Raw genomic sequence first — 14,390 nt, forward strand, 5'->3', positions numbered from 1 at the left:
GGCGATAGTGAACATATTTGTTGGTAGTAGCTCTTAGAACGTACTTTTATCAGAATATTCATAAAATACGAATTGAAAGAGGTAGAAATGATGAGCACAATTACTTTAAACAAATTAACAACGGTGAAGACATTAAATAATATTGCTGAAAGTGGTTTAGATGTATTTAACAACGGACACTATGCCATTGACAACCAGACTGCACATCCCGATGCCATTGTTGTACGTAGTTTTAACATGCATTCATTAGAGTTAAACCGTGAACTAAAAGCAATTGCCCGTGCTGGGGCAGGGGTGAATAACATTCCTGTCGACAAATGTACAGAGCAAGGGATTGTTGTATTCAATACTCCAGGAGCAAATGCCAACGCAGTAAAAGAGCTTGTATTAACAACACTCATCGCTTCATCTCGTAACTTATTTGACGGAGTTGCTTGGGCAAAAACATTAGAAGCAGAAGGCAACCAAATTCCTAAGCTTGTAGAAGCAGGGAAGAAGCAATTCGTTGGGAAAGAAATTAAAGGGAAGACGCTTGGTGTCATTGGTTTAGGAGCAATCGGTGCACTTGTCGCAAATGATGCATTGAATTTAGATATGGAAGTCATCGGCTTTGATCCATTTATTTCCGTTGATACGGCTTGGAATTTGTCTCGTACTGTTCATCGTGCTATGACGATAGAACAATTGTTCGCTCATTCAGATTTCATCACTGTACATGTACCACTTACGGATGATACAAGAGGGATGTTTAATGAAGCAACATTTAGTCTGATGAAGGATGATGTTCACATCTTAAATTTTTCTCGTGATGGTTTAGTGAATGAAACAGATATGGCGGCAGCATTAGAGAGTGGAAAAGTTGGTAAATACATTACAGATTTCCCAAATGAAAATGTCCTCAAAATGAAAAATGTTGTGCCAATTCCACACCTTGGTGCATCAACACAAGAATCAGAGGAAAACTGTGCGATCATGGCTGCTCGCCAGTTGAAGGACTATCTAGAGACAGGGAATATCAAAAACTCAGTGAACTTTCCAAACGTTTCTCTACCATATAGTGGAAAGCCTCGTGTCGCAGCGTTTCATAAGAACGTACCAAATATGGTCGGACAAATTACATCAGCGATCTCAAACTATCATTTAAACATTGCAGACATGGTTAATAGAAGCCGTGGAGACTACGCTTATACAATGATTGATATTGATAGTAAAGTAGAGAATAATAGTATTCCTGCATTAGAAGAAATACTTACACAAATTGAAGGAATTGTTTCTGTACGGTTTATTTAAATATTGGTGAAAAGCTGGCTATTCTGTAGCTAGCTTTTTTGTACTAATAATTTTGAAACATTAGTAAATTATGCTAAATTTAAGGTGTATGAAATAAGTTATCTCCAAAAAAACATTTTAGTAGGAGAGGTTAATATGACAGAAATAAAGAACATCTATTGTGTTGGTAGAAACTATGCACTACACGCGAAAGAATTAAATAATGAAGTGCCTACATCACCTTTCTTATTTTCCAAGCCAACACACGCTGCAGTGTATGCAAATGGAGACGATGTTATGCTTCCCGCGGGTCGTGGTCAAATCGATTACGAGGTTGAACTCGTAGTAAAAATAGGGAAGCCCTATTATAAAGGAATAACGATTGAGGAAATCATTGATCAGATGGCCATTGGTATTGATTTCACCCTCCGTGATGTTCAAAGCGAACTCAAGAAAAAAGGGCATCCATGGTTGTTAGCAAAAGGGTTTCCAAACTCAGCCCTATTAAGTTCGTTTTTCCTTTTTCCTGGAGAGGATGCTTGTAAGCAAACAACCTTTTCATTATTAAAAAATGGTGTGCAAGTTCAAAGAGGGTCTATCACTGACTTAATTTTTGATCTGCAAACAATTATCGATTTTACTGCGGAACATTTCGGCTTAGCTGAAAGAGATATCATTTTTACGGGTACTCCTGAAGGGGTTGGTCCTGTTACGAGTGGTGATCAATTTTCACTTATCTGGGGAGAAGAGGTTGTTGGTCAAAGTAAAGTCATATTGAAATAATAAATGGTAGGAGTGGTTAGATGTTTATTTACCTGTTACATGAACCAATTGAAGATCAGGAATTACTCACATTAAAAGGAGAAAACGAAGTGAAGTACCTCCTTGAAAGTGAGCAGATGTTAGAACTAGCTGATGATGTGATGAAATACGAAGTGCTTGATGCGGTTAATCCTTTGAAAAGTCATGCGTTTGGCGTGTTTAATAACATTCCTGTGAGTGACGAAGGACGAGGAACTTTTGAAGAAAGGTTTCAAAACCGCGCAAGAAAAATTGAAGCCGAACCTGGGTTTGTGGCAATTAAAGTTTGCCGACCATTGAATTCTGATACATACATTATTATGACGTTCTGGGAATCAGAGGCAGACTTTGAAAACTGGAAAACCTCCAATGCATACCAGCATGCTCATAAGAAGCGTGGCACAAGTGAGGGGATTGACCAACAACAACCACAAATCTTTCCACGACCTTCGTTTGTCGAGCTATATAACGTTTCAAACTAAGCCAAAAGCATTTGCTTTTGGCTTTTTATAGTTGGTTCTGTTTTGTTGTTGTTGGCTATAAATGGTTGCGTTTAATGGGTATTAACATGGTGAAAGCGCGGAAAGACCGCCTATGTTAAAAAGACTGAAAATTGGCATAATTATTGCAAGAAAGAAGGTGAAACAAGAAAAAGGAGGTTAACATATGTCTAGTATATTTCGAAAATTTTTTGCCGTGCTATTAGTTTTGAGTTTAGTAACTAGTCCATTATTATTATCCTCACCCGTCTCTTTTGCCACTAGTGATGTTACAACTGAAGAGCTGAACGTAACCGAAGTATCACAATCACTCCTAGAACGTATTAATCTAGCTTCCACAAGAAATCAGATCCACGAAATATTAATTGCAGAAAACCTATTTACCTGGAGTTCACTGACCGGTACTGGTAGAACTGAGGCCGCTCAAGCTGTCTTAGATCTTCGTGGACCTGGCTATGAGAATGAGGAAGACTTAGCTTATGCGATTAAACAGGGAATTTTCTTAGGAAAAGTAAATGACATTATTTATTGGAGCGATGGTGTTGATTTTGTGATTAATGAGTTACATCAGCTAAATCCACCTAGTTGGACTCTGTTAAGCGAGACTGAAAAGTTTGCCGTTGCTATGACGATTTATTCAAGTGGTACGTCAGGAAGTAGAAACTTATACGAAAGTATTAGTCCTTTGACGAACACACTGAAAGGATCGCTATCGTCCGTTAAGGAAGCAGAAGTAAAGCCAGTGACCTACAATGTCATTGATGTTGGTGAAACAAGTTCACCTGTAGGGCACCATCAAACGACTAGTTCCGAAAGAATTTTATGGGCGAGTAGTGATCATTCTATTGCAACTGTTAATTCCTCTGGTAGAGTAACAGCACAAGGGTTTGGTGTAGTCCAAATCACCTATGTAGTCATTGAGTCGGCTACATACTCAGTTGTCGCCTACGGTGTTGGTGAGGTATTAGTTGGCGATTTAACCCCACCTAATAGCATGGTTCGTCACTTAACAGAAGGAATAGAGACGAACATAAGAGTTTTCTTTGATAAACCAATGCATAGGGACACTAGAGCGATTACTGACATTCAAGAGATATTAACAGCCGCTTATGTAAAAGACGGAGACAAAATCGTTTCCGAAATACCGATTTCTTCAAACCCAAATACAGTAAACTGGTTATTAGACAGTATCGTTGAGATTACTTTACCTGAAACGAAAGTAAAGGTCGGTCAGACCTTAGAACTTCACTATACAGATAAGGTTACAGATCATATAAAAAACAAAGCTAACCCAGCAGGTTCAGATAAAGCTATTGCTGACACGTTTCAACCAGTAGGAGCGATTGCAAGCTTACCAACAGGGAACATTACAACCCTACACGTAACCTTTAACAAGCCAATGAGCGAGAAAACAAAGAAGATCACTAATTTAGTAGAATTTGCTCATAGAATTACGATTCACGGCGGTGCATCCCAAGCTGTAATTCCTGTTCGTCCTAACAAACATGCGGTACAATGGACAAAAGAGAATGGTCGTGATGTGGCGATCATTACCATCCCAGAAACGAAGATAGTGGCAGGGAATTATGCCACCATTGACTATAAAAATAACGTTAGAGATACAGCTGGAAATCGAGTGAAAACGGACGGTACTGCAATCGCTGTGGGAGGATCGTTACAGGACAATAATGAGGAATTTTTTGAACAGCTACGAAAGCATGCCGGTGGAAAGTTTCCAACGATCGCTTTTGTAGGGTCAGCGAGCCCAAGTTCAGCAGTAGCAAGAAATAGTTACTACTCTGATACACCAAGCTTTATGTCTTATGAGAGACTCTATTACACGTATGGATTAACACCAGTCTTCATTCCAATTGGTGTTGATAACTATCATACTGAAGCTTTTAATCCAGACAATATCGCATTAATAAATAGCGCAACTGCAGTATTTTTAAACGGTGGAGACCAATCAAGGCATGCTAGGTCATTTCTTAACGATGATGGCACGGATACACCGGTGTTAACTGCATTAAGAGGTATTTATGCTTCTGGGGGTGTCATTAGTGGATCAAGTGCTGGTGCCCATATTCAGAGTAACCCTATGTTTGGTGGTGGCACGAGCTATTCAGAATTACGTAGCAATACACCAGGAGGAAATGGGATTGAGCCAGGGTTTGGTTTCATAGCAGAAGGAATTATGGACTCTCATTTTGATGCAAGAGGTCGCCTGGGCCGTCTAGTCGTGAGAATGCGAGACACAAACCAGCCGTATGGCTTTGGGCCAGATGAAAATACAGCGATGATGTTCCATAAAAATGTGGTTACAGTAATAGGTCAACGTGGAGGGTTTATTATTGATGGATCTAAAGCGACTTACGGAGCAGAAAGTTTATTTCAAGTAGAAGGCTTGAAGGTTCATTATTTAACGTCAGGAGATAGCTACCATTTCAAAACTAATAAGATTACTTCTAGCAAACCACTGATCACTAGACCAATGTTTGAAAGCTACTATGACTCAACGAATATTTTCGGAGCATACGAAACAACGAAGGTCATGACCCACCTAGTAGGAAGTCCATATGCTATTGCCTATGGTGATACATCTGAAAATAACCCAAGATTTACGTTACTGTTCAGGAAAGCGCCGAGGACAAAAGGATACCACTCAAATGGAGCCTTTACGATTGATAGCTTACGTTTAGATATTATTCCAAATTTAGCGGAGAAGGAGCCACGCAACTAAACACTAAAATCCCCTGTGCAAAGTTTCGCACAGGGGATTTTTTTATCACGCAGCCAATTTCTGATCTTTGGCTTCGCTTTTTCTCGCAAGTTTTACGAGTAAGTAGACTAACGGAGTATCAACGAATGCCACGACCATTTTAAATAGATACTGAGTAACAATTAACCCTAATAAAGCAGAAGTAGGGAGGACGCCATAAAATGCAATGGTGATGAAAATAGTTGTATCCACTAATTGACTAGCCATCGTAGAACTATTATTTCTAAGCCACAATTTTTTGGTTCCGTGCTTTTCTTTCAACCGATGAAAAACGATTACATCAAGGTTTTGACTAATCACGTAGGCAATTAAACTAGCGATAATAATGCGAAAACTACCACTTAAGATTGTTTCAAATTCCCCTTGTAGTCCGAAGAATTCAGCTGGAGGTAAATAGATTGCAATTAAGATAAATACACTAGAAAACACTTGTGTAATAAACCCCGCATTCACCGTTTGGCTTGCAGCCTTTTTACCGTATACCTCTCCAATTACATCTGTCAAAGGATACGTAAATACATAGACTATTGCTGCCGCAGGTAGTATCGCTAATCCACCTAAATCAAATAGTTTCACACTAATGATATTGGATATGACCAATAGCCCCACGAAAAGAGCGTTTAAATAAAGTAACATAATTGTTTCAATCCCTTCATAAAGAATACTAGGAATGAATAAAGAAGAAGGGCAAAATAAAAAACTATACCCCTAAGGACATAGTTCAACAACCTTAGTTTTTTATAGAGGGTTTGAGCTAGAACCTCTTCTTATTTCATTCAATGTTAAACACTAGAATACTATAGCATGATCTTTTAAAAAAATCATCAAAAAGATAACTGATGTTTGTTTTGGTGCTTTCTAAAGTTTCGTAAGTTTGGACATGCTGTTTATTAATAAGGATGGGCAGTGATAGATGATGATGAAACTTAGATTAACGAAACGACTTTTCTTCTATTTAGCGATAGGGAACTTAGTAGACATGCTGTTAACAGGTATAGGCTTACACTTAGGTTATTTTTAGAGGGAACTCTTTGATGCAACTTCTTTGGGACAAGAGTCCAATTTATTTTTATACACTCAAGAGTTTTTTATCAATAGGCCTATTACTGCTTAATTGCTATGGCTTTAAAGACCGCCCACCATCCTTGATTGTAACTAGTTTAACTCTAATTGCACTTAGTTTATATACTGGAGTAATGGTTTTACATGGGTTAGTTTTTGTTATCGGATGAGAAAAACATCCTTTAATCATATTCTAGTTAGAGATAATACCATTACCACTTGCATTTAGGAATTTTTTACCTATACATATGTCATCTTTACATCAATACTTCTGAGTCTCTTGATCTACCTCAACATTTTCCTTTGGTATTATATTCCTATTTTAATAAAAATTAGAAACTTACCCCCTCCATAAACGTCTTACCATACGTAAGGTCCAATAGAAAGATTTATCTTTCATTACCAATTAGGAGGGTTTATATGTCGAAGAAATTAGTTAAGAAGCTATTCTTGTTAGGGTTGGTGTTTTTATTTATCTTTCCTTTTCAATCATTAGCTGCAAATCATGCTCCACACTCAAACGGAAAATCAGACACAATCAACAACATTAAAGGTAAGGATGTAGGAAACAACGGTAACGGTAGTGACTTAGAAGTACATTTTAACGTGGCAAAAGACAAAGGGAAGTATGATCAATATCGTATTTTTGTTGCAAAAGCCTCTAAAGCTGGAGAATTTGATTTAGAAGCAGCGAACAAAAATAAGAATTACACAGTGGCACCTAATGGAAAAAACATTAAAACAACACTTAGTTCAACAGCAAAAGATACTGATGGAGCACTAATTACTAACGATGTTTCCTACACTATTTTCGTCTTATCTGTCAAAGGAGATGAAAAGGGAAAAGGTAACGGCAATGGGAAAGGCAAAGGGAAAGAAAAAGCAAAAGGAAATGTGTTATCAAAAGCTAAGAAAGACATTACCTTAAGTGGTTATGAAGAAAGTATCCTTTCTGTTACTGACGTAAGAACTGCTGATGTAGGTAACTTTAATGACGGTCGTGATTTACACATAAGTTTTACAAAGTTAGCTGACGAAAAGAACTTAGAACACTACCGCGTGTTTGTTGTGAAATCTGACAAAGCGAAAAACTTTCAATTAGCAAACGCAATCGAAAACAAACATTATACAACAATTGCAAAAACAGGAGCTAATATCGCCCAAACATTAGGATCTTCGGCAAGAGATACAGATGGTCAATTAATTGGTAATAACGTGAACTATCAAGTGTTTGTTATGTCTGTTGGAAAAACTGGATTTGGTAGTGCCTTATCTTTACCTTCGACAACATTCATGTTACTTAACGGAACGGCAGACTTAAAAGTAACAAATGTTTTAGCGAAAGACGTTGCCGACTTTGGTGACGGGCGTGATCTTCAGGTTGAGTTTACGATCCCAAGAGATGAAACAAATGTTAGAGAGTACCGAGTAATGGTCGTCCCAACTGTCCATGCTAATAACTTCTCTTTAACTACAGCCCTACAAGTTTCACCTTCAAATTATACAACTGTAAAAAAAGCAGGAGCAAACCTGGTAACAACATTAGCTTCAACAGCCAATGATGTTTACGGTGCGAGAATTGTAAATAATACGTCATACCATGTTTTCGTATTAACTGTTGGTCAACATCATACTCATGAGCTTTCTAATCATTCACTACCGATTACTTTATATTATAATTTCACTACACCTGCAGTTACTAACCTAGCTGTTTCAGATGTTAATAATCATGGTGACGGTCGTGACCTTCAAGTCTCATTTACAAAAGTAGCAGATGAATCGACTGTAGCTGAATATCGCATTTTTGTTGTTAGAAATTCAGAAGCAACTTCTTTCGATCTAGCAAAAGCTAATGCAGTAGCCAGTGGGAATTACACAACGTTTGCGAAAAAAGGAACAAATATTTCACAAGTGTTAGCCCATAATGCCAAAGATACTGGTGGTAGAAAAATTGAAAGAGATGTTAATTACCGTGTGTTTGTTATGAGCGTTTCAAGTGTAGGTACAGAAAATGCTCTTACAGGTGCATCTCAACAGATTAACCTAAACTAATAGTTTACCAAAAATCATTTGGGATCTTTGATCTTAGATGATTTTTTTTATAGGTAATTCTCACATTTACTTACTCGAACAAAAACAGTGTCACTAGAAACTAAGTAGAAAGGAATCAAGTTCAAGATCCTTTATCTTTTTTTAGAGAAGCTTTATTATAAAGGAAGACACGCTCTTTAGAATAAACCCTGATATGTTTTTAAAAGGAGAAATTTTCTATGAACAACGATTACCAAACCCTTATAAATGGTATTTTTGTATGCGGATTGCCTGCGTTACCTTTCGTTTTAGAAAAAGAAGATATCCAAGTAATAGTTGATTTGCGTGCAGAAGCTGACAAATCCGAAACGAAGGATATCCTCATACCATTAGTAGATGGTCAACCTAATCAAGAGCATTTACTACGCGAAGCCATAGGCCACGTTGTTCGTGCCTACGAACAAGGAAAAAAAGTAGTCCTCCATTGAAAAGGTGGAAAGAGTCGCACAGGTAGTGTGGCCATCGGTGTGTTAATGGAGTTAAAGGCGGCTGCTTCTATTGAAGAAGCGGAGAAAATTGTAAAGGCAGTACGTCCAGAGATTGAAATTCATCCTGAGTTTAAAAATGATTTAAAAAGGTTATATCCGGAACAATAGTGAATTTGAGGTGAGACGATGAAAGTTCAGATAACTAAAAGCGCGAAAGAGCAGTTGATCAGTACACTTGGTATTGAACCAGTGATTAAGGTAAATGAAATTCGTACAACTGGTTGAGGTGCCACGTATGTGTATGAACTTGCTCAGGTTGAGCAGGTAGTAGATGTTGAGACTTTTAGGGTCGATGAGATAACAGTCTTAATAGAGCCATTGGTGGTTAGCCATTTAGACAGGGACATTGTTATTGATTATACGAAGAGTTATGGATTTCTATTAAAAAATAGCAATGAAATTTTAACGTTTGGAATGAAGTTGATCAAGAGCTAGTAACGTCAAAAAAAAGTCACTGTATTGATAGTGACTTTTTTATTGCTATTCTATTAAAATAACGACAAGACAAATCCACCAATTGCCCCTGTTAACACAATCACCCAAGGTGGCAGCTTCCAAAACACCAACATGCTAAACAAAATAGCCCCAAAAGCAAAATCAGTCGTTGTTAAAATCGAACTCGTCCAGATTGGGTAATAAAGAGCAGCAATTAAAATTCCGACGACAGCGGCGTTTACTCCCATTAGAGCACCTTTGACTTTCGTGTTACGACGTAGTCCGTCCCAAAATGGCAATGTACCAATGATAAGTAAGAAAGCTGGTAGAAAGATCGCAATGGTTGCTAATAAACCGCCTTTCCAACCACCAATAACAGCCCCGATATAAGCCGCAAACGTAAAGAGAGGACCAGGAACAGCCTGGGTTGCACCGTATCCAGCAAGGAATTGTTCTTCCGATAACCAGCCAGTAGGGACAAATTCACGCTCTAGTAAAGGTAATACTACATGCCCGCCACCAAACACGAGCGAACCAGAACGATAGAAGCTATCGAAAAGGATTACCCAATTTAATTTGGTTGCCTCAGCTAAGATTGGAAGCACAATTAACAACCCAAAGAATAAAGATAAACAAATAAATCCTAAACGACGACTAATCGGGAACTTTGCTCCTGCAGAATGATCATCAATCGTTTGTTGTCGGTAAAGAAGGAAACCTACAAATCCAGCCACTAATATAACGGCAACCTGAGTCAAGGCCGTTTGCCATAACAACGTTAAGACCACAGCTCCCAAGGCAATCGTTCTTCGTTTTAAATCAGGAGTTAAGTTTTTCGCCATTCCTAAAATGGCATGGGCAACAACGGCAACCGCAACAATTTTCAAGCCGTGGATCCAACCAAGATCTTCAAATCCAAAAGAATGTAAGAGAAGTGCAAAAATAATTAAGGCAACAACAGAAGGTAGCGTAAACCCAATAAAAGCAAGGATACCACCTATGACGCCTGCCCTCATCACACCTATACCAATCCCAACCTGACTACTTGCAGGTCCAGGAAGAAACTGACACAGAGCTACTAAATCAGCATAACTTTTTTCATCCATCCATTTTCTTCTACTTATGTATTCTTCATGAAAATAACCTAGATGTGCGATTGGTCCCCCAAAGGAAGTAAGACCAAGCCTTGTTGAGACAAGTAAAATCTCGAGTAATGATTTAAACGTTATTTTTTGTTCCATAATATCTCCTTCCTGACTGTATATTAATCCTACCAAAATGCTCTTGATTTAAGCAATGAAGAACTCACAACTTTTACAAAATTTTAACATGAAAAAGGCTAACCCAAATCAATGAGTTAGCCTTTGATGATTATTCTTTATAAGGATCAATTGTTTGGATTGTTCCGTCTTCGTTGTACTTAATTTCTGTATACTTAACAGAACGTTTGTGGTTAACTCCATCTGATAGAGAGCAATCGTGATAGAATAAATACCACTTATCTTGGAATTGAACAATTGAATGATGAGTTGTCCAACCGATTACTGGCTCAAGGATTTTCCCTCTAAACGTAAATGGTCCTTGAGGGTTTTCACTTGTCGCATAAACGATTGTGTGTTTTGTTCCAGTAGAATAAGAAAGATAGTATAAACCATTATACTTATGAACCCATGGACCTTCGAAAAATCTGCGGTCTTCGTCACCAGCTAAAATTGGGTTGCCATTTTCATCAACAATTGAGATTTCTTTTGGTTCTTCTTTAAACGTAAGCATGTCATCAGAAAGTTCAGCTACTCTTGGCCCTAACGCAGGTCCATCTAGAGCAGGGTCTGGCGCATCAGCAACAAATGTTCCTGTTTGCCATTTTTCTAATTGGCCACCCCAAAGTCCGCCAAAATAGATGTATGCTTTATCATCTTCATCAACTAATACTGCAGGGTCGATACTATAGCTACCAGGCATATAGTTTTCTTGTGGTGTGAATGGACCAGCTGGTGATGAACTAGTCGCTACGCCAATTCTGAAAATATCGTCATGGTCACGAGCAGGGAAGAATAAGTAGTATGTATCATTTTTGAATGCAGCATCAGGAGCCCATAATTGCTTACTTGCCCAAGGAATATCTTTTACATGTAATACCTGCCCATGATCAACAACAGGTGAATCAAAATTGTCTAATGATAAGACATGGTAGTCTTCCATTTTGTATTGGTCGCCATTATCATTTGACTCTCCATCATGATCAAGGTCATGAGACGGATATATGTAGATTTTCCCTTCATACACATGAGCAGAAGGATCTGCAGTATAAATATGTGTAACTAACGGTGTATTTGGTTGTACTTTCTTTTCCATGGTATCTTCTCCTTAATGATAAATTTACTAAGATTACTCGAGTTAATTGTAACGCTTACATTTTGCCAATCAATACCTCTATGCGAAAATATATACTTTTTACGGGTATGATGTTGAATTAATGAAGTAAAATTCAGGTTGACGCTTACTAGTATTGCCGAATGTAATGGAAACTACTATAAATTTTCCATTTTGGTCTAACTTAATGAAAGAAAATTATATAATATTATAAATGGCTGTTTTAGCAAAGTTCGTTGCTTTCGTAAAAATCCCAAAAGCCGGATTTTTACACAAAATACTTAAAATCCACAACTAATTTAGTAAGTATTGCTCTTTTCTTACTTAATTTATTGGCTGATATCTTCTCTAGGGTATTTTTCCGATAATTTTTTAGGATAAAACATTGTTTACGAAAAGAGCCTTATAAATGGCTGTTTTAGCAAAGTTCGTTGCTTTCGTAAAAATCCCAAAAGCCGGATTTTTACACAAAATACTTAAAATCCACAACTAATTTAGTAAGTATTGCTCTTTTCTTACATAATTTATTGGATGATATCTTCTCTAGGGTATTTTTCCGATAATTTTTTAGGATAAAACATTGTTTACGAAAAGAGCCTTATAAATAAACAAATAATGGGGGAATGAAACATGAAAGAAAAAGGATTATACATAGGAATTGGCATCCTCGTCGGAGTGGGAATCGGATTATTAGGTTTTAAGAAAATATCGGTGGTTAACGTTGGACATTTAAATACGTTAACCATTAATTCCAACCGAACTGATCGCCAAAATGAAGAAAGTAAAGTAAAATAAGGAAAAAATGCTACGAAGGGGATAAACAATGAAGCATACGGATATTTCAAAACTTTTAGAACAAGTCAGAGAAGAAAAGCCATTAGTGCATAATATTACAAATATTGTAGTTGCCAACTTTGTGGCAAACGGACTTTTAGCCATGGGGGCTTCACCTGTAATGGCAAATGCAGTGGAAGAAGTCGCAGATATGGTTAAAATCGCAAACTCATTAGTCATCAATATTGGAACATTAACAAGTACCCAGGTTGAAGCCATGCTAATTGCGGGTACTGCAGCCAATCATTTAGGTGTACCAGTCATCCTAGATCCAGTTGGTGCAGGAGCTACACCATATCGAACCGAAACTGTCCAAAGAATATTAAAAACAGTGAAAGTAGATATTTTAAGAGGAAATAGTGCTGAGGTTGCCAATGTGATTGGTCAAAATTGGCTAATAAAAGGTGTAGATAGTCAAGAGGATGGAGGAGATGTCGTAAACCTAGCTCAAACAGCTGCTCGTAAATTAGACTGCGTAGTTGTCGTTACTGGAAAAGATGATGTCGTCACGGATGGGAACGAGACTTTTCTAGTGAGCAATGGCGATGCAATCTTAACAAAAGTAACTGGAACTGGCTGTTTAGTGAGTTCTGTTATAGCTGCGTTTGCTGGCATAACTGATCAGCGCATTCATGCAGCTGTAGCCGCATTATCCTTTTACGGTGTTGCCGCAGAAATCGCTGCAGAAAAGGTAGGTCACAGCGGACCAGGGAGCTTTCAAATCGAATTACTTAACCAATTAGCTAACGTTACCAAAGAAGAGATTGGCAAACATAGTAGAATTTCAAAGATAGAAAGTTAACGAATGGCTTGTATTCCTAGAAAAAATGAGGAGTAAACATAAAAGGTTTGTAGCAACTGCTACAAACCTTTTTATATGTAGTTTAATTTAAGTTCATTCTATTTTTGGGGCTATAATTATTTAATAATTTATCAAGCTTATCACTTAAACGAACAGTAGCAGGGTGGTGTAAGCCTTTTTTCATTCCTGTTGCGATCATTTTAGATCTGACGTATTCAATCTCGGTGGTAGTTTCTAGTTCCTTAATGAACTTTGCAGTCATGACTTTTTTCACCCTCCCAAATATTAGTATACTACTAATATACCACTTTTTACATTATTTTCAAAACAAATTATCCTGAAATGATAATTTTTGTAAAAAAAACACCATATTTCAAATAATCCCTCTGAATATCTCATAACTATTTTTTTCAAAGGACAATCTAAAACAAATATTCAATTAAGGGAGAAGGTATGTAAAGTGAAAGTTTTGTCGATGATTCAACCTTGGGCAAATCTATTTGTGCTTAGAGAAGCACAATACGAAACTCGGACATGGCGAACGCAATATCGTGGCCCACTAGCAATCCATACCAGTAAAAAAATAAACAAAGCTGTTTGTGACCATGTGGCAATTCAAGCATTACTAGCAAAGCACGGGTACACAACTGATACGTTACCAACCGGACAAATTATTGCTGTATGTTCCCTCGACAATTGTCTAAAAGTCATTGAAAATCATCACACATGGGCGATTTTAGAAGATGGTCGTGAAGTATCAGGAAACGACTTTTTTCTAGGAGATTATGATGTAGGGAATTACGTATGGGTGGTTTCAAATATGAAGATGTTAGACACCTTTTTACCAGCCAAAGGGCAGTTAGGCTTATGGGAGCACCAAATTGAAAGCTAATCTACTACATGTCTGGTTAGAGTTTTTCTGAAACGGATACTTACATTCTAAATATATCCGATGC

Annotated in this window: 16 protein-coding genes and 1 riboswitch; of the genes, 12 read left to right on the top strand and 4 right to left on the bottom strand. The window is 37.6% G+C overall.

The genetic code is table 11. The features are described from left to right. Nucleotides 1-90: 90 nt before the first annotated feature. The 4 genes from DS745_RS22550 to DS745_RS22565 all read left to right on the top strand — a co-directional run bounded on the left by DS745_RS22550 (nt 91) and on the right by DS745_RS22565 (nt 5,310). On the top strand, nt 91-1,290 hold the full coding sequence (locus DS745_RS22550; protein WP_129080726.1) for a phosphoglycerate dehydrogenase: 1,200 nt from the start codon (nt 91-93) through the stop codon (nt 1,288-1,290). A gap of 135 nt (nt 1,291-1,425) precedes the next feature. Then, nucleotides 1,426-2,052, top strand: a complete 627-nt coding sequence (locus DS745_RS22555) for a fumarylacetoacetate hydrolase family protein (RefSeq protein ID WP_129080491.1) — start codon at nt 1,426-1,428, stop codon at nt 2,050-2,052. A 20-nt stretch (nt 2,053-2,072) separates the two neighbouring features. Continuing rightward, a complete protein-coding gene (locus DS745_RS22560; RefSeq protein ID WP_129080492.1) occupies nt 2,073-2,552 on the top strand; it encodes an antibiotic biosynthesis monooxygenase family protein in 480 nt (159 codons plus the stop codon). Nucleotides 2,553-2,736: 184 nt separating this feature from the next. Next, nucleotides 2,737-5,310 (top strand): cyanophycinase, encoded by a 2,574-nt coding sequence (locus DS745_RS22565; protein WP_129080493.1) that lies wholly within the window; start codon nt 2,737-2,739, stop codon nt 5,308-5,310. Nucleotides 5,311-5,355: 45 nt separating this feature from the next. Here DS745_RS22565 and DS745_RS22570 read toward each other — a convergent pair whose 3' ends face one another. Next, on the bottom strand, nt 5,356-5,985 hold the full coding sequence (locus DS745_RS22570; protein ID WP_129080494.1) for a queuosine precursor transporter: 630 nt from the start codon (nt 5,983-5,985) through the stop codon (nt 5,356-5,358). 88 nt (nt 5,986-6,073) lie between these two features. Further along, nucleotides 6,074-6,119: riboswitch (PreQ1 riboswitch) on the bottom strand. A 264-nt stretch (nt 6,120-6,383) separates the two neighbouring features. Between DS745_RS22570 and DS745_RS25540 the strand changes: the two genes are divergently transcribed. From DS745_RS25540 to DS745_RS22585, 5 genes are all read left to right on the top strand, one after another. Continuing rightward, nucleotides 6,384-6,581 carry a DUF5658 family protein gene (locus DS745_RS25540; protein WP_421721849.1) on the top strand — a complete coding sequence of 66 codons (198 nt, stop codon included), beginning with the start codon at nt 6,384-6,386 and terminating at the stop codon, nt 6,579-6,581. 250 nt (nt 6,582-6,831) lie between these two features. After that, complete coding sequence (locus DS745_RS22575; RefSeq protein ID WP_129080495.1) at nt 6,832-8,463, top strand: hypothetical protein; 1,632 nt, start codon at nt 6,832-6,834, stop codon at nt 8,461-8,463. A 218-nt stretch (nt 8,464-8,681) separates the two neighbouring features. Beyond that, the gene (locus tag DS745_RS22580; RefSeq protein WP_129080496.1) at nt 8,682-8,930 is read left to right on the top strand and encodes a hypothetical protein; all 249 of its coding nucleotides are present in this window, start codon (nt 8,682-8,684) and stop codon (nt 8,928-8,930) included. Between the two features lie 45 nt (nt 8,931-8,975). Then, nucleotides 8,976-9,098: a hypothetical protein gene (locus DS745_RS25420; protein WP_277750948.1), complete on the top strand. Its 123-nt coding sequence runs from the start codon at nt 8,976-8,978 to the stop codon at nt 9,096-9,098. Nucleotides 9,099-9,227: 129 nt separating this feature from the next. Continuing rightward, nucleotides 9,228-9,425: a hypothetical protein gene (locus DS745_RS22585; protein WP_129080497.1), complete on the top strand. Its 198-nt coding sequence runs from the start codon at nt 9,228-9,230 to the stop codon at nt 9,423-9,425. Between the two features lie 53 nt (nt 9,426-9,478). On the opposite strand, the gene DS745_RS22590 is transcribed toward DS745_RS22585, so the two are convergent. Together DS745_RS22590 and DS745_RS22595 are read right to left on the bottom strand one after the other, a co-directional pair. Beyond that, on the bottom strand, nt 9,479-10,666 hold the full coding sequence (locus tag DS745_RS22590; RefSeq protein WP_129080498.1) for a chromate transporter: 1,188 nt from the start codon (nt 10,664-10,666) through the stop codon (nt 9,479-9,481). A 130-nt stretch (nt 10,667-10,796) separates the two neighbouring features. Beyond that, entirely contained in the window at nt 10,797-11,780 is a 984-nt protein-coding gene (locus DS745_RS22595; RefSeq protein ID WP_129080499.1) for a glycoside hydrolase family 43 protein, read from the bottom strand. 648 nt (nt 11,781-12,428) lie between these two features. On the opposite strand from DS745_RS22595, the gene DS745_RS24750 reads away from it, so the two are divergent. Further along, entirely contained in the window at nt 12,429-12,593 is a 165-nt protein-coding gene (locus DS745_RS24750) for a hypothetical protein (protein ID WP_161568358.1), read from the top strand. A gap of 28 nt (nt 12,594-12,621) precedes the next feature. Next, nucleotides 12,622-13,434: a hydroxyethylthiazole kinase gene (thiM, locus tag DS745_RS22600; protein ID WP_129080500.1), complete on the top strand. Its 813-nt coding sequence runs from the start codon at nt 12,622-12,624 to the stop codon at nt 13,432-13,434. Between the two features lie 82 nt (nt 13,435-13,516). On the opposite strand, the gene DS745_RS22605 is transcribed toward thiM, so the two are convergent. Then, nucleotides 13,517-13,696 (bottom strand): aspartyl-phosphate phosphatase Spo0E family protein, encoded by a 180-nt coding sequence (locus tag DS745_RS22605; protein ID WP_129080501.1) that lies wholly within the window; start codon nt 13,694-13,696, stop codon nt 13,517-13,519. A 198-nt stretch (nt 13,697-13,894) separates the two neighbouring features. Here DS745_RS22605 and DS745_RS22610 point away from each other — a divergent pair, with 198 nt between their 5' ends. Next, the gene (locus DS745_RS22610) at nt 13,895-14,326 is read left to right on the top strand and encodes an ASCH domain-containing protein (protein WP_129080502.1); all 432 of its coding nucleotides are present in this window, start codon (nt 13,895-13,897) and stop codon (nt 14,324-14,326) included. Nucleotides 14,327-14,390 lie beyond the last annotated feature (64 nt).

It is taken from the genome of Anaerobacillus alkaliphilus (assembly GCF_004116265.1).
GTDB classification, from domain to species: domain Bacteria; phylum Bacillota; class Bacilli; order Bacillales; family Anaerobacillaceae; genus Anaerobacillus; species Anaerobacillus alkaliphilus.